At 68.7% G+C, this 19,571-nt stretch carries 17 protein-coding genes; 13 read left to right on the forward strand and 4 right to left on the reverse strand.

What is annotated here, in order from left to right; genetic code table 11:
• The first annotated feature begins 2 nt into the window (after nt 1–2).
• The 4 genes from U5N23_RS17045 to U5N23_RS17060 are packed head-to-tail and all read left to right on the forward strand — an operon-like array spanning nt 3 to nt 4,035.
• Complete coding sequence (locus tag U5N23_RS17045; RefSeq protein WP_322593970.1) at nt 3–2,369, forward strand: ATP-binding protein; 2,367 nt, start codon at nt 3–5, stop codon at nt 2,367–2,369.
• Nucleotides 2,366–3,079, forward strand: a complete 714-nt coding sequence (locus U5N23_RS17050; protein WP_322593971.1) for a methyl-accepting chemotaxis protein — start codon at nt 2,366–2,368, stop codon at nt 3,077–3,079. The genes U5N23_RS17045 and U5N23_RS17050 overlap by 4 nt, the downstream gene beginning before the upstream one ends.
• Nucleotides 3,080–3,089: 10 nt before the next feature.
• Nucleotides 3,090–3,644 (forward strand): hypothetical protein, encoded by a 555-nt coding sequence (locus tag U5N23_RS17055; protein WP_322593972.1) that lies wholly within the window; start codon nt 3,090–3,092, stop codon nt 3,642–3,644.
• Nucleotides 3,645–3,666: 22 nt separating this feature from the next.
• The gene (locus tag U5N23_RS17060; RefSeq protein ID WP_322593973.1) at nt 3,667–4,035 is read left to right on the forward strand and encodes a response regulator; all 369 of its coding nucleotides are present in this window, start codon (nt 3,667–3,669) and stop codon (nt 4,033–4,035) included.
• A gap of 6 nt (nt 4,036–4,041) precedes the next feature.
• Here the strand turns inward: U5N23_RS17060 and dtd are convergent, their stop codons facing one another.
• Nucleotides 4,042–4,500: a D-aminoacyl-tRNA deacylase gene (gene dtd, locus U5N23_RS17065; RefSeq protein WP_322593974.1), complete on the reverse strand. Its 459-nt coding sequence runs from the start codon at nt 4,498–4,500 to the stop codon at nt 4,042–4,044.
• Entirely contained in the window at nt 4,497–5,432 is a 936-nt protein-coding gene (locus tag U5N23_RS17070; RefSeq protein WP_322593975.1) for a cation diffusion facilitator family transporter, read from the reverse strand. The genes dtd and U5N23_RS17070 overlap by 4 nt, the downstream gene beginning before the upstream one ends.
• Before the next feature lie 46 nt (nt 5,433–5,478).
• Here U5N23_RS17070 and U5N23_RS17075 point away from each other — a divergent pair, with 46 nt between their 5' ends.
• The 4 genes from U5N23_RS17075 to U5N23_RS17090 all read left to right on the forward strand — a co-directional run bounded on the left by U5N23_RS17075 (nt 5,479) and on the right by U5N23_RS17090 (nt 9,009).
• The gene (locus U5N23_RS17075) at nt 5,479–7,020 is read left to right on the forward strand and encodes a sensor histidine kinase (protein ID WP_322593976.1); all 1,542 of its coding nucleotides are present in this window, start codon (nt 5,479–5,481) and stop codon (nt 7,018–7,020) included.
• A complete protein-coding gene (locus U5N23_RS17080; protein WP_322593977.1) occupies nt 7,017–7,652 on the forward strand; it encodes a response regulator transcription factor in 636 nt (211 codons plus the stop codon). Before U5N23_RS17075 ends, U5N23_RS17080 begins: the two co-directional genes overlap by 4 nt.
• A 117-nt stretch (nt 7,653–7,769) precedes the next feature.
• Nucleotides 7,770–8,261: a GlcG/HbpS family heme-binding protein gene (locus tag U5N23_RS17085; RefSeq protein WP_057266446.1), complete on the forward strand. Its 492-nt coding sequence runs from the start codon at nt 7,770–7,772 to the stop codon at nt 8,259–8,261.
• 28 nt (nt 8,262–8,289) lie between these two features.
• Complete coding sequence (locus U5N23_RS17090; RefSeq protein ID WP_322593978.1) at nt 8,290–9,009, forward strand: ankyrin repeat domain-containing protein; 720 nt, start codon at nt 8,290–8,292, stop codon at nt 9,007–9,009.
• On the opposite strand, the gene dbpA is transcribed toward U5N23_RS17090, so the two are convergent.
• Entirely contained in the window at nt 8,999–10,402 is a 1,404-nt protein-coding gene (dbpA, locus tag U5N23_RS17095; protein ID WP_322593979.1) for an ATP-dependent RNA helicase DbpA, read from the reverse strand. The genes U5N23_RS17090 and dbpA overlap by 11 nt on opposite strands.
• 127 nt (nt 10,403–10,529) lie before the next feature.
• On the opposite strand from dbpA, the gene U5N23_RS17100 reads away from it, so the two are divergent.
• The 4 genes from U5N23_RS17100 (at nt 10,530) to U5N23_RS17115 (ending at nt 16,352) form a co-directional block, all read left to right on the forward strand.
• Nucleotides 10,530–12,611 (forward strand): putative bifunctional diguanylate cyclase/phosphodiesterase, encoded by a 2,082-nt coding sequence (locus U5N23_RS17100; RefSeq protein WP_322593980.1) that lies wholly within the window; start codon nt 10,530–10,532, stop codon nt 12,609–12,611.
• Nucleotides 12,612–12,722: 111 nt separating this feature from the next.
• On the forward strand, nt 12,723–14,204 hold the full coding sequence (locus U5N23_RS17105) for an AMP nucleosidase (RefSeq protein WP_322593981.1): 1,482 nt from the start codon (nt 12,723–12,725) through the stop codon (nt 14,202–14,204).
• Between the two features lie 34 nt (nt 14,205–14,238).
• Nucleotides 14,239–15,372: a GGDEF domain-containing protein gene (locus U5N23_RS17110; RefSeq protein ID WP_322593982.1), complete on the forward strand. Its 1,134-nt coding sequence runs from the start codon at nt 14,239–14,241 to the stop codon at nt 15,370–15,372.
• Nucleotides 15,373–15,410: 38 nt separating this feature from the next.
• The gene (locus tag U5N23_RS17115; protein ID WP_322593983.1) at nt 15,411–16,352 is read left to right on the forward strand and encodes an ATP-binding cassette domain-containing protein; all 942 of its coding nucleotides are present in this window, start codon (nt 15,411–15,413) and stop codon (nt 16,350–16,352) included.
• A 165-nt stretch (nt 16,353–16,517) separates the two neighbouring features.
• Here the strand turns inward: U5N23_RS17115 and purT are convergent, their stop codons facing one another.
• Nucleotides 16,518–17,720 (reverse strand): formate-dependent phosphoribosylglycinamide formyltransferase, encoded by a 1,203-nt coding sequence (gene purT / locus U5N23_RS17120; protein ID WP_322593984.1) that lies wholly within the window; start codon nt 17,718–17,720, stop codon nt 16,518–16,520.
• A 114-nt stretch (nt 17,721–17,834) separates the two neighbouring features.
• Here purT and U5N23_RS17125 point away from each other — a divergent pair, with 114 nt between their 5' ends.
• The gene (locus U5N23_RS17125; protein WP_322593985.1) at nt 17,835–19,439 is read left to right on the forward strand and encodes a sigma-54 interaction domain-containing protein; all 1,605 of its coding nucleotides are present in this window, start codon (nt 17,835–17,837) and stop codon (nt 19,437–19,439) included.
• The last annotated feature ends 132 nt before the right edge of the window (nt 19,440–19,571 follow it).

Consider the following 19,571-nt stretch of genomic DNA (forward strand, 5'->3'; position numbering starts at 1 on the left):
CCATGACCGTTCGCCTGCGCATCATCCTGCTTATCACCCTCACCTTCCTGGCGCTGTGTGCCATCGGTGGCTTCGCGCTCTACCAATCGTCCCGGGGTGCGCAGCAGGTCAAGGCGGTGACCGAGGGCGTGGTGCCCAGCACCATCCAGTCCGTGGAAATGATGGGGCAGCTCAAGGACGTGCACATCGCCACCATGGCCATGGTGGCGGCGCCGGACGGGGAGAGCGCCAAGGCCACCTACGAGGCGCTGAGCTCGCGCAAGGCCGAACTCAAGGACGCGCTGGCTTCGCAGATGCGCCAGGCCGACAGCGATGCGCAGCGCGGCCTGATCAAGGAGGCCGAGATGAGCCTGGAGAACTATTTCCAGGCCATCGACGACACGGCCCAATTCAAGCTGGCGGGCCAGCAGGATGCCGCCGAGGCCACCATGGCCGCCACCGTGGACCAGTACCTGCGCGAGCAGGGCCAAATGATCGAGGCCGTGCAGGTCGAGAAGCGCCGCGGCAAGGACCAGGCCATCGCCTCGCTGAACGCCAACCTGACCCAGACCACGACGACGCTGACTGCCATCACCATGGTGGCCGTGCTGGTCATGGGCGGCATCGGTTTCGTGCTGTACCGGCAGATCGTGCGCCCCATTGGTGAGATGGAGCACAAGATGACCGAGATTGCCACCAGCCAGGACTTCTCGCACCGCGTTCCGGTCACCCGAATGGACGAGATCGGGCGCTCGCTCACGGCCTTCAACCTGATGGTGGAGAAGATCCAGGAAAGCACGGAACTCGTGCGCCAGAAGACGGCCGACATCCAGGTCATGCTGCACACCATCCCGCAGGGCATCATGACCCTGCAGGCCGGCGGCGTGATCCACCCCGAATACTCGGACCACCTGGCCAGCATCGTGGAAACCAGCGATCTCGCGGGGCGCAGTGTGACCGATGTGCTGCTGGCCCATACCGACCTGGGAGCGGATGCCCTGTCGCAAGCGACGACGGCCATCGATGCCTGCATCGGCGAAGACGCCATGAACTTCGATTTCAATGCCCACCTGCTGCCGGGCGAGGTGAGCGCGCGCTTCGCGGATGGCAAGACCAAGGTGCTGGACCTCACCTGGTCGCCCATCGCCTCGGGCGACGGCAGCACCGAGCGCCTGATGCTGTGCGTGCGCGACGTCACCGAACTGCGCGAGCTCGCGCGCGCCGCCCAGGCGCAGAAACAGGAGCTGGCGATGATCGGCGAGGTGCTCGCCGTGCAGCAGGAGAAATTCCACGACTTCGTGGACAGCTCGGCCTCCTTCGTGCTGCACAACCAGCGCCTGCTGGATGGTGCGACCACCGATGCGGCGGCCCGTGCAGCCGCCGTGGCGGAGCTGTTTCGCAACATGCACACCATCAAGGGCAATGCCCGAACCTACGGACTGCTGCAGTTGGCCGACATGGCGCACGCGGCCGAGCAGCGCTACGACGCGCTGCGCCAGGACCTCTCTGGCTGGGACAACGCGGCACTGCTGGCCGAGTTGCAGGCGGTGCGCGCGTCGCTGGTCAGCTACGCGCAGATCAACGACACCAAGCTGGGCCGCAAGGGCCCCGGGCGCCGCGGCAGCGTCGAGAAGTACCTGATGGTGCCGCGCGAACGCGTCGACGAACTGCTGCAAGCAACCAACAGTGCCATCCAGAGCGGCGACGCGCATGCCACGCACGCCATGCTGGAGCAGGTACAGCACGCGCTGCAGTTGCTGGGCACCCACACGCTGCACGACGTGCTGGAGACGGTGGTGGCCTCATTGTCCGACCTGGCGCAGGAACTGGGCAAGCAGGCGCCCAAGGTCGTCATCACCGATGGCGGCGTCGTGCTGCGCACCCAGGTGACCGATGTGCTGCGCAACAGCTTCATGCACCTGCTGCGCAATGCGCTCGACCATGGCATCGAAGCCCCGCGGGAGCGCGCCGCGCAAGGCAAGGCGCAACAGGGCCGGATCGAGATCGCGCTGCACCAGGCGGACGGCCGGATCACGCTGCGGCTGTCCGACGACGGGCGGGGCCTGGACCTGGACCGCATCCGCGCAAAAGCCATTGCCTCGGGCCTGGTGCAGGAAGGCAGCGCCCTGGCTGCGGCCGAGACGGCGCAGTTGATCTTTGCGCCCGGCTTCTCCACAGCCAGCGAAGTGACCGCCATCTCGGGACGTGGCGTGGGCATGGACGCGGTGAAGGCCTTCATCGAATCCGTGGGCGGCAGCATCGCGCTGGAACTCCAGCCGACCCATGGGCAGGCAGGCCACACACCGTTCCACACCGTGATCCACCTGCCCGCCCAGTACGGCGTGGCACACCGCGCCCCGGCGGAGCACGCCGAGAAGGAAGCGCAATGATGGAAGTGCTGATTCTGCTGTGCGGCTGCGCCCTGGGCGCCGTGGCGGGCTGGTGGATGTGCGGCCGCAGGCTGCGCACGGCCGCATTGCAGACCGAGGACCTGGGCAGGGATGCGCAATGGGAGGTGCAGAGCGAGAACGCCCGGCTCCAGTCCCAGATCGATCAGTTGCACGGCGCGCTGCAGCAGGCACAGGCGCGCATGCAGGAAGCCATCGGGCAGTGGGAGCAGGAACAGCGCCTGATCGAACACAGTGCCAGCCAACAGACGCAGGCCGTGGTGCAGGGCGCCATGGGCCACAGCCAGACGCTGGCCAAGGCGCTGGCCGATCTGCAGGGCATCAGCAAGACCTTCGAGCGCTGGCATGCCGACATGAGCAAGCTGGTGGCCCACAACAAGGACATGCACGAGAAGAACGACGAGTTCGCGCGCATCGTGCGCCAGATGGTGATCGTGGCGCTCAACGCCTCGATCGAGGCGGCGCGCGCGGGCGGCGCCGGGCGCGGCTTCGCTGTGGTGGCCAACGAGATGCGCACGCTGTCGGTGAACGCCGAGGCCCTGTCCAAGCACTACCGGGACAACCTCTACAAGAACGACCTGATCGCCACCACCACCTTCCAGGACATGCAGGCCGGCGGCAAGATGATCATCAATGCGTCCATGGGGCTCGCGCTGACGAATCGCAAGATCCAGGCCGCCCTGTCCTCCTGAGCCCGCCGCCATGACGCTGAGCCAACGCGCCAGGGACAGCCTGGACCGCATGATGATCGCAGGCCTGCGCCAGAGCATGGGGCCGCAACCTTCGGAGGTGCAGGTCTGCACGGTGCCTGCGGTGGCGCAGGAGTCGCTCACCCACATGGCGGTGCTCTCGATCGCGTCCTACTCGTTTCGCGTCATCGCGGCGCTGCACTTTTCGCACGATGCGCGCACACGCGCATGGATCGCAGGCATGGTCGGGCAGGACGAACACGGGCTGGGCCCGCAGCCATTCATCGACGCCATCTGCGAGATCGGCAACATGTGCTGTGGCGCGATGAACCGCGAACTGGGCGCCTTCTACGACTGCCTGGGCCTGTCGACCCCGCAGATCCTGGACATCCGCAGCCTGCCGCACATGGCGCAGATCGGCACCGACCACCTGCAGCATTTCCGCATCGACATGCCCGGCGGCCTGCCGCTGCATGCCACCCTGTGCGCCCGTGCCTACACCCCCATGGACTTCGACTGGAAGGCCCCCGAGGTCGAAGAGGCAGCGGGCGAACTGGAATTTTTCTGACCATTTTTGAAGGACCCGCACCATGGCCAACATCCTCGTCGTTGACGACTCCAGCACCGTGCGCAACGAAGTCGGCGGCTTCCTGGGCAAAAACGGATTCGACATCGCCTACGCGGTGGACGGCCGCGATGGCCTGGCCAAGCTGCAGCAGGACCCGCGCATCAAGCTCGTGGTCTGCGACGTGAACATGCCCCACATGGACGGCCTGACCATGGCCGAGAAAGTGCGCAGCGAGCTCAAGAACAGCGGCGTCAACATCGTGATGCTGACCACCGAGAACTCGCCCGCGATGAAGGAGCGCGGCAAGGCCGCCGGCATCCGCGGCTGGATCGTCAAGCCTTTCAACGGCCCAGCGGTGCTCGGGTCGTTCCAGAAGCTCGTCGGGGCCTGACCCTTCCTATGCGAGGGGTGCCGCAGGCGCAATGCGCAGCGGGATCGTGATCGGCCCGTCGTTGACGAGGTGCACCTGCATCTCGGTGGCGAAGCGGCCGGTGGCCACCACCGGGTGCAGGGCACGCGCCTGCTGCACCAGGTAGTCGAACAGGCGGCGCCCGTCGTCGGGTGCCGCAGCCTGGGTAAAGCTCGGGCGGTTGCCGCCCGTGGTGTCGGCCGCCAGCGTGAACTGGCTCACGAGCAGCAGGCCGCCCGCCACGTCCTGCACGCTGCGGTTCATCTTGCCGGCATCGTCGGCAAAGATGCGCAGCTTGAGCAGCTTGGCCAGCAATTTGTCCGCCTCGGCCTCGGTGTCGCCGCGCTCGGCGCACACCAGCACCAGCAGGCCGGCGCCGATGGCGCCCACGGTGGTTTCCTCCACATCCACGCGGGCTTCGCGCACGCGTTGCAAGACACTGATCACGTCACATCCTTGGGGTCGTCAAAATGGGCTTCCACATCGGTGGGCAGCAGTTCGATGGTCGCGCGCAGGCCAGGCACGGCGGCCATCAGCGCCCGCTCCACCTGGCCACGCAAGTCGGCGGCCTGGCCCAGGGTCCAAATGGCTGGCACATGCAGATGCAGATCGACGAACTGGCGCTGGCCGGCCCGGCGCGTGGACACATGGTCAAAGCGCAGCACCCCCGGTGCCTGCCCTTGCACGAACTGCTGCAGGGTGGCTTCGATGCGTGCCTGCACCGCAGGCGGGGCGGCCTCGTCCATCAACCCCTGGGACGAGCGCCAGACCAGCGACACGCCTTCCTTGAGAATGTTGATCGCCACGGCGATGGCGGCCACCGCGTCGAGCCAGAGCCAGCCAGTGAGCGCGGCGCCGGCAATGCCGACCAGCACCCCGGCCGAAGTCCATACGTCGGTGACGAGGTGGCGGGCGTCGGCTTCCAGCGCAATCGAGCGGTACGCGCGGGCGGACCGGAACATGAACCAGGCCAGCAGGCCGTTGAGGCCGGAACTCACCGCCGAGAGCACCAAGCCCCAGCCCACCTGCTCCAGAGGTTGCGGGTCGAACAGCCGATGCCCCGCCGCCCAGAAGATGCCCAACGACACGCCAACGATCAGGATGCCTTCGAAGCCGGATGAAAAATACTCGGCCTTGTGGTGGCCGTAGGGGTGGTTGTCGTCCGCCGGGCGCTGCGCCACGGTGACCATGGCCAGGGCAAAGATGGCGCTGGCCAGGTTGACGAAGGACTCCAGGGCGTCCGACAGCAGCCCCACCGAGCCGGTCACGTACCAGGCCAGCGTCTTGAGAACGATGGTGACCAGCGCCACGGCCACGGACGCCCACAGCAGGTTGCGCGGCGTGAACCAGGGATGCAGGGAAGGGGCAGGTGCGGACATGGCTGGCTGGATTACACCAGACCGTGCGCGTGCCAGAATCCGCCCCATGACCAAGGCATGGCGTCACCGCCTCGCAGGATTGCTGTTGTGGGCCCTCGTGGCGGCCGCCGGTGCCGGCTGGCTGGCGCATGCGCGCGTGGAACAGTTGCGTGCGGCCTTCGATACGGACGCGCGCATCGTGCACCGGCTGCTGAGCCAGCGCGTGGTACAGCACGACGCCGTGATGGCCACGCTGGCGCTGCTGCAGCCCCCGGTACCCGGTGCGGTGGCCGACACGGCGGCCGCATCGGCCCTGCCGCGCCTGCCGTCTGTCTACCCCCAGATCCTGGCCGTGCTGCAGCGCCCGGCCGCAGGAGCCTGGCCCGCTGAGCAGAAAGCCGCGCTCGATGCGGCCGAGGCCGCCTCGCGCCGCTCCGGCCGGGCCGAGATGGCCCTGGCCGACCTGGCCGCCGGCCGCTACCACCTGGTGCTGGCCGGCACGCCGGCCAGCTATGCGCTGCAGATCGATCTGGCGGCCACCGTGCCGCTGGACGAATGGCCCATGAACCCGGTGACCAGCCCGGTGCGCGTGGCGCTCACACGGGCCGGCCAGTCCTTCGTCGTGCAGCCGGGGCGCCGCCTGGACCGCATGGGCTGGCATTTCAATGTGCACAAGCTGCTGGCATCGCCGAGCCAACCCCTGGACGTGGTGGCCGAGCGCACCGTGACGCCGGCCGAGCTACCCTGGTGGGCCATGCTGGGCTGGTGCGTGCTCACGGCTGCCCTGTGGGCCGGCGCCCTGGCCTGGTGGCGCCAGCGCGTGGCGCGCCAGCGGGCCGAGGAACTGCTGCGCCTGGGCCAGGTGGCGCGGCTCAACACCCTGGGCGAGCTGGCAGCCGGCATGGCGCACGAACTCAACCAACCCCTGACGGCCTTGCTGGCCAGCACCCAGGCTGCCAAGCGCCTGCTGGGCGAATCGCCACCCGACCTGGACACCGCCTTCGACGCCATGGGCCGTGCCGTGGAGCAGGCGCGCCGCGCATCGGCCGTGGTGGGCCGGCTGCGCCGCCTGGTGGAGCGCCCCGACCTGGCCGGGCAGGCCCATTCGCTGGCCCTGCCCGCCGCCGTGCAGGACGTGCTGCACCTGGTGGAGCCCGAACTGCAGCAGCGCGGCGTGGCACTCATCCTGGAGGCGGAACCCGACCTGCCTGCGGTGCTGGCCGAACCCGTGGCCCTGCAGCAGATCGTGCACAACCTGGTGATGAATGCCCTGCAGGCCATGGAGCAGGTGCCCGCCACCGAGCGCCGGCTGGAGCTGCACCTGGCCCGGCAGGACACGGGCCAGGTGGCGCTGACCGTTCGCGACCATGGCCCGGGCATACCGGCCGAGGCGCGCGAGCGCCTGTTCGAGCCCTTCTACACCACGCGCGAAGGCGGCCTGGGCCTGGGGCTCACGCTGTGCGAAAGCCTGGCCCAGGCCATGGGCGCGCAGCTGTGGCTGGCACCCGCTGCCGGCCGGGGTGCGGCCTTCGTGCTGGTGCTGCCGGTGGCGGCGCAGGCCCCTGCCGCCCACCCGGCCGCCCCGCTCCACACCCCCGTGCTTCCATGACCGACAACGCCACGCCCCTGTCCCCGCTGATCCACCTGGTGGATGACGATGCCGCCGTGCGCGAGGGACTCGCCCTGCTGATCGGCACCGTGGGCCTGCGCGTGCAGGCCTGGGCCGACCCGCTGGCCTTTGCCGCGGGCTTCGACCGCGCCAGCATCGGGGCCATCGTGCTCGACGTGCGCATGCCCGGCACCAGCGGCCTGGCCCTGCTGGAGCAGTTGCTGGCGCAGGGTGTGGACCAGCCGGTGATCATGCTCACCGGCCATGGCACGGTGGACATGTGCCGGCGCGCCTTCAAGGCCGGCGCCGCCGAGTTCCTCGAAAAACCGGTGGACGACGAGGTGCTGCTCGAAGCGCTGCAGAACGCGGTGCGCCAGCACGTGCGCTCGCGCGAGCGCCACCAGGCCGACCAGCAGGCGCGCGAGCGCCATGCCCAGCTCTCGGGGCGCGAGCGCGAGGTGCTGGGCCTGATCGTCGAAGGGCTGACCAACAAGGAGATCGGCCGTGCGCTGGAGCTCTCGCCGCGCACGGTGGAAACCCACCGCGCCAACCTGTTCGCCAAGCTCGGCGCCGAATCGCTGGCACAGCTGATCCGGCGCTACGCGGCGCTGGTGGACAGCGACACTGCGTAGTTCTACGGAGGCCCGCGCGTAGCCGCACGAATGGTGCCGGCGGCCTGCATTTTTTACAGTTCTCCCACGGCCTGACGACCTGCCAGGCCGGCCTTCCAAACCACCGGAGAACACACCATGCAACGCCACTTCAAGACCGCCGCCATCGCCCTCGCTTTCGTCGCCACCGCTGCCAGCGCCGAAGGCGTGCGCACCGAAAAGAACATCTCGCTGGACCTGGCCACGCAGATCGCCGCCCAGACCGTGGCCACCTGCACCGCCAACGGCTACGCCGTGACCGCCACCGTGGTGGACCGCGCCGGCACCGTGCGCGCCGTGCACCGCGCCGACAATGCCGGCCCACACACCCTGGAAGCCAGCCGCCTGAAGGCCTACACCTCGGCCTCGGCCAAGAACACCACGCTGGCCATGATGGAAGGCGCGCAGAAGAACCCCGCAGCCGCCAACCTGGTCAACATCCCCGGCTACCTGCTGCTGGGCGGCGGCGTGCCCGTGAAGGTGGGCAACGAAGTGATCGGCGCCGTGGGCGTGGGCGGTGCGCCCGGCGGCCACCTGGACGAGCAATGCGCCGTGGCCGGCATCGCCAAGGTGCAGGACCTGCTCAAGTAAGCCACACCTGACCGACGAGGAAAGAGCCATGGCCCACTGCACCGCCCCTTCTTTTTCAAGCACGGCGCGTGCGCTGTGCGCCATCGCCGCCACCCTGGCCTTCGCTGCCCTGCAGCCTGCCCAGGCCCAGGTAGCGCCCAGCCCTGCAGACATCGCGGCCTACCAAGGCCTGCATGCGGCTGCGGCCCAGGGCGACACTGCCGCGCTGCAGCGCCTGCTTGCAGGTGCCGCAGCCACCCAGCTCAATGCCCGCGACGCCCATGGGCGCACGCCGCTGCACGTGGCCACGTTTGCCCGCCAGCGCGACGCCATCCGCACCCTGGCCAAGGCCGGCGCCGGGCTGGACCTGCTGGAGAACGACCGCTACGACGCAGTGACGATTGCCGCCGTGGCCGATGACGAGGAAACGCTGGCCCTGCTGCTGTCGCTGGGTGCCAGCGCGAAGCAGGTGACCAGCCGCTACGACGGCACGGCCCTGATCGCCGCCGCCCACCTGGGCCACGACGGCGTGGTGCGCCAGCTGATCGCGGCCGGCGCCCCGCTGGACCATGTGAACAACCTGCACTGGACGGCGCTGATCGAATCCATCGTGCTGGGCAACGGCGGGCCGCGCCACCAGGCCACGCTCAAGGCCCTGGTCAAGGCGGGGGCCAGCCAGGCGCTGACCGACCGTCAGGGCAACACGCCCCTGCAACTGGCAAAGCAGCGGGGCTACGATGCCATGGTGCAGATGCTGGTCAGTCGGTGACCAGGCGGGCCTTCACGGACTTGCCCTTGACCTTGCCGCTGTTGAGGCGGTCGGCCACCTGGCGGCCCACGGTGCGATCCACCGCCACATAGGTGGAGAACTCGTTGACGTTGATCTTGCCGATCTGCTCGCGCGTGAAGCCCATCTCGCCGGTCAGCGCGCCCAGCACGTCGCCCGCGCGGATCTTCTCCTTGCGGCCACCGATGATCTGGATGGTGGCCATGGGGGGCACCAGTGGCCCGTCGCCGGTGGGCGTGAGTTCGGCCAAGGGGTAAAAACGCGATTCGCGGCCCTGCAACTGCTCGATCTTGCCCACGCTGCCCATCTCGTCCATGCTCGACAGGTTGAGCGCCAGGCCCTCGGCATCGCCCCGGCCGGTGCGGCCGATGCGGTGGATGTGCACTTCGGGGTCGGGCGTCACGTCCACGTTGATCACGGCGGCCAGGTTGGCGATGTCGAGGCCGCGCGCGGCCACGTCGGTGGCCACCAGCACCGAGCAGCTGCGGTTGGCGAACTGCACCAGCACCTGGTCGCGCTCGCGCTGTTCGAGCTCACCATACAGCGCCAGGGCGCTGAAGCCCTGGGCCTGCAGCACGGCCACCAGGTCGCGGCATTGCTGCTTGGTGTTGCAAAAGGCCAGCGAGGACTCGGGCCGGAAGTGGTCGAGGATCTGCGATACGGCGTGCAGGCGCTCGGAGTTCTTCACCTCGTACCAGCGCTGCTCGATCTTGCCCTCGGCATGCTGGGCCTGCACGGTGATCTGCTCGGGCGCCTTCATGAACTGCTGGCTCAGCCTGGCGATGCCCTCGGGGTAGGTGGCCGAGAACAGCAGGGTCTGGCGCTCCTTGGGACACTGGCGCGCCACGGTGGCGATGTCGTCGAAGAAACCCATGTCCAGCATGCGGTCGGCCTCGTCGAGCACCAGGGTGTTGAGCGCTTCCAGCGACAGGTGCTGGCGCTCCAGGTGGTCCATCACGCGGCCAGGCGTGCCGACCACGATGTGGGCACCGTGCTCCAGGCTCACGGTCTGGCCGCGCAGCGGCACGCCGCCGCACAGCGTCACGACCTTGATGTTCTCCTCGGCCCGCGCCAGGCGGCGGATCTCGGTGGTCACCTGGTCGGCCAGTTCGCGCGTGGGGCACAGCACCAGCGCCTGCACGGCAAAGCGGCGTGGGTTGAGGTTGGCCAGCAGGGCCAGGGCGAAGGCGGCCGTCTTGCCGCTGCCGGTGCTGGCCTGGGCGATCAGGTCCTTGCCGAGCAGGGCGGGCGGCAGGCTGGCGGCCTGGATGGGGGTCATCTGCGTGTAGCCCAGCTGCTGCAGGTTGGCCAGCGTGGCGGGGCCGAGGGCCAGCGTGCCGAAGTCAGTGCCGGCTTGGTTTTCTTTGGAGGTCATGGCCCCGATTATCCGGGGCGCGCCGGAAAAGACCTATTTGCCCCGCCCTGTGCATAGGGAGAACTACCTTACGCCAGCGTCAGGTGAATCGGCTATAACGGAATACAGCGCAGGAACCGGGTGGTACATGCCAGAAACGATCAACGCAGCCAGCACCGCCGGGCAGGGCCGCTCCAGCGACCTGCTGCTGCGCCTGATCGCGGACTCCGTGCCCGCGCTGATGGCCTATTACGACCTGCCCGGCCTGCATTGCCTGTTCGCCAACCAGGGCTATGCGGCCTACAACGGCCATTCCACCGAATCCATCCTCGGCCTCACGGTGCAGCAGGCCATCGGCGACAAGGCCTGGCAGGCCATACAGCCCCATGTGGAACGTTCCACCCGGGGCGAACACGTCAAGTACGCGCGCGAGCAGACCCTGCCCAATGGCGAAGTGCGCATGATCGAAGTGAATCTCATCCCGCACTTCGAAGGCGCGCAAAAGGACCGGCAACTGGGCTCCTTCGTGCTGATCACCGACATCACCGAGCGCTGGCGCGCCGAGCGCTCGGTGCGCGAGAGCGAAGAGCGCATGCGCAAGTTCACCGAAGCCACGGACGAAGCCATCGTGTTCCACCGCGATGGCCTGATCTCCGACGGCAACGAGGCCCTCTACCGGCTCACGGGCTATGCGCTGCACGAAGTGGTGGGCCTGTCCATCTTCAACTTCATCAGCCCCGAATGGCGCGCCGTGGCGCTCGACTACACGCGCAGCGGCCGCGAAGACCCCTACGAGGTCACCATTCGCCACAAGGATGGCCATGCCATCCCGGTGGAGGTGGTGGGCAAGACCATGCCGTTCCACCATGCGGACTACCGCATCGTGGTGGTGCGCGACATCACCGCGCGCAAGCAGGCGCAGGAGCGCGAGGCCTTCAACGCCCTGCACGACTCGCTCACGCAGTTGCCCAACCGCCGCCACCTGATGGACCAGTTGGCCAAGGCGCTGGCCCGCCGCCAGGGCCAGGTGGCGGTGCTGTTCGTGAACCTGGACCATTTCAAGACCGTGAACGATTCGCTCGGCCACCACGCCGGCGACCAGTTGCTGCGCGAAGTGGCCGACCGGCTGCGCCATTGTGTCGGTGCCGCCGACGTGGTCGCCCGCCTGGGCAGCGACGAGTTCGTGCTGGTGCTCACCAGCATCCACGCACCCGAAGATGCGGCGCGGGTGGCCGATGCCGTGCTGCAGGCCATGCGCACCGTCTTCACCGTGGGCCACCTGCCGCTGACCATGTCGCCGTCCATCGGCATCAGCCTGTTCCCGGGCGACGGGGCCACCGGCGACGCGCTGCTGCGCTGCGCCGATGCGGCCATGCAGCAGGCCAAGGACAGTGGCCGCGGCAACCGCCAGTTCTACCAGCCGGGCATGGACCTGCGCGCCATGGAGGTGCTGCAGCAGGAACGCCTGCTGCGCGAGGCCATCGCGGACAACGCCTTCGTGCTGCACTACCAGCCGCAGATCTGCCTGAAGGACGGCACGCTCAGGGGCTTCGAGGCCCTGGTGCGCTGGAACCACCCGGTGCGCGGCCTGGTGGGCCCCACCGATTTCATCGCCTTCGCCGAGTCGCGCGGGCTCATCACGCCGATTGGCCGGTGGGTGCTGCACGAGGCCTGCCGCCAGCTCAAGGCCTGGCAGGACGAGGGGCTGGCCCTGGTGCCGGTGGCCGTGAACCTGTCGGCCCTGGAGTTCCGCCAGCGCGATGTGGCCGGCGAGATCGCCGCCGCCCTCACGGCCACGGGCCTGGCGCCGCAGTACCTGGAGATCGAGCTGACCGAATCGGTGCTGATGCACCAGACCGGCCAGGTGCTCGGCACGCTGCAAGCCCTCAAGGACCTGGGCGTGGGTATCTCCATCGATGATTTCGGCACCGGCTACTCGTCGCTGGCCTACCTCAAGCGCTACCCCATCGACAAGCTCAAGATCGACCGCTCCTTCGTGATGGACACCCCGGACAGCGCCGACGATGTGGCCATCGTCACCGCCATCGTGCAGATGGGCCGCAGCCTGCAGCTCCAAACCGTGGCCGAGGGGGTGGAGACCGCCGAACAGATGGCCCTGCTGCGCAGCCTGGGTTGCGATCTGATCCAGGGGCACCTGATCTCGGTGCCCATGGACGCCCCGGCCATTCGCCAGTGGCTGCTGGGCCAGGGCGCGCAAACTGCGGCCTGAACGCCACAGCGGCCCCGGGCGGGGGTCCGACAGGGCGGTTTCCCGTGAATTTCTGCTGCGGTGCAGGTCGCTGTCATCCCCACCACCCCGCCGCATGTGGACAATAGGGCCATGCCCCTGATTCCCGACTTCATCGCCCCCACCCGCCACACCGACCCTGCCGAGGCCCTGGCCCAGGTGCAGCGCATCTACCAGCAGCAGATCGGCCACCTGCGCGAGGCCATGCACCAGTTCGTGTCCGGCGAGACGCCGGGGGGGCATGTGCGCGCCTTCTACCCCTTCGTGCGCATCCACACCGCGACGGTGGCGCGGGCGGACACCAAGCTGGCCTATGGCTTCGTGGAGGGGCCCGGCCGCTACGAGACCACGTTGACCCGCCCGGACCTGTTCGGCGACTACTACGCCGAGCAGTTCCGCCTGCTGCGCAAGAGCCACAATGTCGAGCTGGAGGTGGGCACCAGCGCCCAGCCCATCCCGATCCACTTCTCGTTTGCCGAGCACGACCACATCGAGGGCACGCTGACGCAGGAGCGCCGCATGCTGATGCGCGACGTGTTCGACCTGCCCGATCTGGCGGCCATGGACGATGGCATCGCCAACGGCACCTGGGCGCCGCGCCAGGGCGAGGCCCAGCCGCTGTCGCTGTTCACCGCGCCGCGCGTGGACTACTCGCTGCACCGGCTCCGCCATTACACGGGCACGGCGCCCGAGTGGTTCCAGAACTTCGTGCTGTTCACCAACTACCAGTTCTACATCGACGAGTTCGTGCGCCTGGGCCATGCCGAGATGGCCAAGCCCGACAGCGAGTACGTGGCCTTCATCGAGCCGGGCAACGTGATCACGCGCCGCACCGGCCTGCCGGCCGCAGAGGCCGACGCCCTGGGCGTGGCCCCGCCGCGCCTGCCGCAGATGCCCGCCTACCACCTGGTGCGCAAGGACCGCAGCGGCATCACCATGGTCAACATCGGCGTGGGCCCGGCCAACGCCAAGACCATCACCGACCACATCGCCGTGCTGCGCCCGCACGCCTGGATGATGCTGGGCCACTGCGCCGGCCTGCGCAACAGCCAGCAACTGGGCGACTACGTGCTGGCGCATGCCTATGTGCGCGAGGACCATGTGCTCGACGAGGAACTGCCGCTGTGGGTGCCGATCCCGGCGCTGGCCGAGATCCAGGTGGCGCTGGAGCAGGCCGTGGCGGACGTCACGCAGATCCCCGAAGCCGACCTCAAGCGCATCATGCGCACGGGCACCGTGGCCAGCACCGACAACCGCAACTGGGAGCTGTTGCCCGACAACATGCCCCAGCGCCGCTTCAGCCAGAGCCGCGCCGTGGCGCTGGACATGGAGAGCGCCACCATCGCGGCCAACGGTTTCCGCTTCCGCGTGCCCTACGGCACCCTGCTGTGCGTGAGCGACAAGCCACTGCATGGCGAGATCAAGCTGCCCGGCATGGCCAACCACTTCTACCGCGAGCGGGTCGACCAGCACCTGCGCATCGGCATGCGCGCCATCGAGATCCTGCGCGAAGGAGGCATCCACCGCCTGCACAGCCGCAAGCTGCGCAGCTTTGCCGAGGTGGCGTTCCAGTAAGAGCATCCCCTGCCCCACGGCGGCGCCCTCATCCATGCCACTGGACTTTCTGACACTGATGGCGGTGATGGCCGCCAACCTGTTCATGATCTCGGCCGCCCTGCCGCTGATCATGGGCCCCGGAGTGAGCCCCGCAGCCCGCTATGTGCAGGCCAGCATGCTGCTGCAGGCCACGGCCTGGGCGGCCATCATCGCGGCCGGGTCCTGGTGGGACCAGGCCCTGTCCACCCTGTCGGTGGCCTGCAATGCGCTGGCGCAATGGCTGCTGTACCGGGCCCTGCGCGAATGGCTGGGCGAGCGCCCCCTGAAATCCCTGCTGCTGGTGCTGGTGGTGGTCACGCCGCTCGGCTACACGCTCGCCTTTGGCGACTATGCCTGGCGTGTGGGCTGGGCCAACATCCTGATGGCGGCCATCCTGCTCATCGTGGCCCGCGCCACCCTCTACCCTGCACGCTATGCCGACCCGCGCTGGCGGCGCCTGCTGCTGGCCTGCCTGGTCACCTCGGCGGCGTTCACGCTGGCGCGCGGCCTGCTGGGCGCCTTCACCGACCAGTACCCGAGCTTTCGCACGCCCCACCCCGTGAACCTGGCTGCGGCCGTGGCCACCAATGTCTGCCTGGTGCTGGGCACTGCGGCCCTGCTGGTGGCCTGGCGTGCCGAGGCCGAACAGAAGCTGCGCGCCCTGGCCATGACCGACGGGCTGACCGGCGTGCTCAACCGGCGTGGGTTCACCAAGCAGGCGGAGAACATGCTCTCGCACGCCTGGCGCCACCACCTGCCGCTCACGGCACTGGTGCTGGATCTGGACTACTTCAAGCAGATCAACGACACCCATGGCCACGAGACGGGTGACCGTGCCCTGAAGCTCTTTGCCCGCCTGCTCGAGGAAACCTGCCGCACCGGCGACCTGGTCGGGCGGCTCGGGGGCGAGGAATTCGGTGTGCTGCTGCTGCACAACAGCGCGCCGGCGGGCATTGCCTTCGACCGCCGCTTGCGCACGCGCCTGCAGGACGCCAGCGCCGCCGAACTGGGCTTTGCGCTCGACTACAGCGCCGGCATGGCCGTGCTGCTGCCTGCGGAAACGCGCCTGCCCGACCTGATGGCCCGGGCCGATGCCGCCCTTTACCTGGCCAAGGCACAAGGGCGCGGCCGGATGGTGGAAGCCTGACCGAAACGCGACGGCCCGTGATCGCACACAATCGGTGCATGACGGATCTATTCGAAGTGCGCGATCTGCGCAAAAGCTATGGCGAAACCACAGTGGTCAAGGACGTCTCGTTCGCCATCGCCCCCGGGGAATGCCTGGGCGTGATCGGCCCCAACGGCGCGGGAAAGACCACCACCATCCGCATGTGCCTGGGCCTGACCAACCCCGACAGCGGCAGCGTGCGCTTCTACCCCGGCGCTGACGCCTCGCCCCTGCACATGCCGCACGATGCGCTGGCCATCAAGGCACAGATCGGCGTGGTGACGCAGTTCGACACGCTGGACCCGGACTTCACCTGCTACGAGAACCTGCGCGTGTTCGGTCGCTACTTCGGCATCAAGGGCCCGGCCATGGACGAGCGCGTGCCCCAACTGCTCGAGTTCGCGGCCCTCACGCACAAGGCGAATGCCAAGCCCGGTGAATTGTCGGGCGGCATGAAGCGGCGCCTGAGCCTGGCGCGCGCCCTGGTCAACGACCCGCGCCTGCTGCTGCTCGACGAGCCCACCACGGGCCTCGACCCGCAGGCCCGCCACCTGATGTGGGAGCGCCTGCAATTGTTGCTGCAGCAGGGCAAGTCCATCCTGCTGACCACCCACTTCATGGACGAGGCCGAGCGCCTGTGCTCGCGCCTGCTGGTGCTCGACCATGGCAAGAAGATCGCCGAGGGCCGCCCGCGCGAACTCATCGCCCAGCACCTGGAGCCCGACGTGGTGGAGGTCTTCGGCGTGGGCGCCGTGGCCCTGGCCGAGGATGCCGCGCTGCGCGCGCTGGCGGCGCGCGTGGAGGTCAGCGGCGAAACGGTGTTCTTCTACACCCAGAACGCCCAGCCCCTGCTGCATGCGCTGGGCGCGCACCCGCACCTGCGCACCCTGCACCGGCCGGCCAACCTGGAGGACCTGTTCCTCAAGCTCACAGGGCGCCAGATCCGCGAAGACGGCTGATTTGGAGTCCGTGCCAACTTTGCCCGATGCTTAGCACTCTACGCAGCGGAGAAAACTGACGCTGCTGAAGCCAGTGCCCCCGTGCAAGGGCCGCCCCGCCGCACTGGGGGCGTCCCCCTCCCAGATTGCGAAGCAATATGAGAGAGGGGGAAGGCGCGAAGCGACTCAGGGGGTGCGTGGTTTCACCTTGCTGGCGGCAAGCTTGGCGTTGTCGCGAGCGGTGTGCACGTCTGAAGCACGTGCCAGGGCCACGCCCATCCGGCGCTTGGTGAAGCTCTCGGGCTTGCCGAAGAGGCGCAGGTCGGTATCGGGCACGCGCAGGGCCTCCTCCACGCCGTCGAAGACGATGCCCACGGCGTCCACGCCGCCATAGATCACGGCGCTGGCGCCGGGGTTGCGCAGACGGGTGTCCACCGGCAGGCCCAGGATGGCGCGGGCATGCAGCTCGAACTCGCTCTGGTGCTGGGTGCACAAGGTAACCAGGCCGGTATCGTGCGGGCGCGGGCTCACCTCGCTGAACCAGACGTCCTGGCCCTTGACGAACAGCTCCACCCCGAACAGGCCCTGGCCGCCCAGGTTGTCGGTCACGGCCTTGGCGATCTGGCGCGACTTGTCGAGCGCTGCCGGGTGCATGGGGTGCGGCTGCCAGCTTTCCACATAGTCGCCGCTGACCTGCACGTGGCCGATGGGGTCGCAGAAATGGGTCTCGATCTGGCCATCGGCGCCCACGGCGCGCACGGTGAGCTGGGTGATCTCGTAGTCGAAGTCGATGAAGCCCTCGACGATCACGCGGCCGTGGCTCACGCGGCCACCGGCCATGGCGTAGTCCCAGGCGGTCTTTACGTCGCCGGGGCCGTCGATCTTGCTCTGGCCCTTGCCCGAGCTGCTCATCACCGGCTTGACGATGCAGGGGTAGCCGATGCCGGCGTCGATGGCGGCCTGCAGTTCTTCGAGCGAATTGCAGAACTGGTAGGGGCTGGTGGGCAGGCCCAGGGTCTCGGCGGCCAGCACGCGGATGCCCTCGCGGTCCATGGTCAGGCGCGCGGCGCGGGCGGTGGGGATCACGCGCACCGTGCCGGCGGCTTCCAGCTCTTCGAGCATGGGGGTGGCGATGGCTTCGATCTCGGGCACCACCAGGTGGGGGCGCTCGGCCTCGATCAGGGCCTTGAGCTGTGCCGGGTCGCTCATGGTGATGGTGCGGCGGTGGTGTGCCACCTGCTGGCCGGGGGCGTTCTCGTAGCGGTCGACCGCAATGGTTTCCACGCCCAGGCGCTGCAGCGCGATCAGCACCTCCTTGCCGAGTTCGCCCGAGCCCAGCAGCATGACTTTGGTGGCATGCGGGGACAAGGGGGTTCCGAAGGTGATCATGGCGGTGCTTTCGACAGAGGGTGAATGGGGTGGGCCGCCAGACGGCCCGTGGGTGCCGACTTTAATGCACCCCGGAGGCAGCCCGCGTGGCGCAGAACTTGCAATACCTCGGGCATGACCGCCCCGCCCTCCTCCGGCAAGCCCCGCCCCCAGGACACACCCGACTGGCATGCGCAGGAGCTGCTGCTGATGCGCGAGGTGATGCGGCTGATCGGCCGCAGCCTGGCACCGGGCCTGGTGCTGCGCGAAATGCTGCACCTGATGAGCGAGCTTTTGGGCCTGAACCGGGGGCGCATCGTGCTGGTGGATGCGGGCGGGGCCGCAGCGCCCCGCACCTCCTCCATCCAGCACGCCTATGGTCTGACCCAGGCCGAGGTGGAACGTGGGCGCTACGCCTGGGGCGAGGGCATCACCGGGCGGGTGCTGGCCACGGGACAGCCGGCCATTGTGCAGGACATCGATGCCGAGCCGCTGTTCCTGGCGCGCGCGGTGCAGCGCAGCCACCTGCCGCCAGAGACCGTGGCCTTCATCGCCCTGCCCATTGAGCTCCACCACGCGCCCATCGGGGTGCTGGCCTGCCACCGCATCCGCAGCCGCCAGCGCCACCTGAACGACGACTTGGCCGTGCTGCGCGTGCTGGCCACGCTGGTGGGCCAGTTGCTGCAGCTCGAAGCCCTGGTGGCCGAGCAGACGCGCCAGTTGGAGGCGCGCAACGCCGTGCTGGCCAATGCGCTCAACACCAAGAGCGCGCGCTACGGGCTGATCGGCAACTCGCCGCCGCTGCTGCAGGCGCTGGGCGAGCTCGAGCGCGTCTCGCAGACCCAGGCCACGGTGCTGCTGCTGGGCGAGTCGGGCACGGGCAAGGAGCTGTTCGCGCGCGCCGTGCACCTGGCCAGCGGGCGGCGCGACCGGCCCTTCATCAAGGTCAACTGCTCGGCCATACCGGATGCGCTGTTCGAATCCGAACTCTTCGGCTACGAGCGCGGCGCCTTCACAGGCGCGAGCACGGCGCGCGCGGGCTGGTTCGAGCAGGCCGACAGCGGCACCATCTTTCTCGATGAGATCGGCGAGCTGCCGCTGGCCATGCAGTCCAAGCTGTTGCGCACCTTGCAGGAGGGCACGCTGGTGCGCCTGGGCGGGCAGCGCGAGGTGAAGGTCAACGTGCGCCTGGTGGCCGCCACCAACCGCGACCTGGCACGCGAGGTGGAGGCCGGACATTTCCGCCAGGACCTGTACTACCGGCTCAACGTGATACCAATCCGCCTGCCCTCGCTGGCCGAGCGGCGCGAGGACATCCGCGCACTGGCGCTGCACTTTGTGAGCCGCGCCAACCAGGCCCACCAGCGCAACGTGAACCTCTCGGCCGACGCCCTGGCCCGGCTGGAGGGCCAGCCCTGGCCCGGCAACATCCGCGAACTGGGCAACGTGATCGAGCGCCTGGTGCTGCTGGCCAACGACGCACTGGTGACCGACGCGGAGCTGGACCGCTTCCTGCCCGGCGCCATGGCCACCCAGGCGGCCCCCATGGCCGCCCCCCAGGCGCAGCCGCCGGGCGAGGCGCCCCTGGTGCGCGACTACGCCCCGGCGCATTCCCACAGCACCCACACCCTGCAGGCGGCGTTGGCCGAGCACCACGGCAACCAGTCTCGCGCGGCGCAAAGCCTGGGCCTCACGCTGCGCCAGTTCAGCTACCGCCTGCGCAAAGCTGGGTTGCGCTGAGCCTGGTAAGAAGACTCGCCACTGTGTCGACAATTTGTCGACACAGTGTCCAGAGCACCAGCCAGCGGACCTTGCCTTCGGAGCCATGGCGATCATTTTTGCTACTCATTCAATAGCATCAAACAAAGCACA

The organism is Acidovorax sp. (assembly GCF_034519795.1).
Taxonomy (GTDB): domain Bacteria; phylum Pseudomonadota; class Gammaproteobacteria; order Burkholderiales; family Burkholderiaceae_C; genus Acidovorax.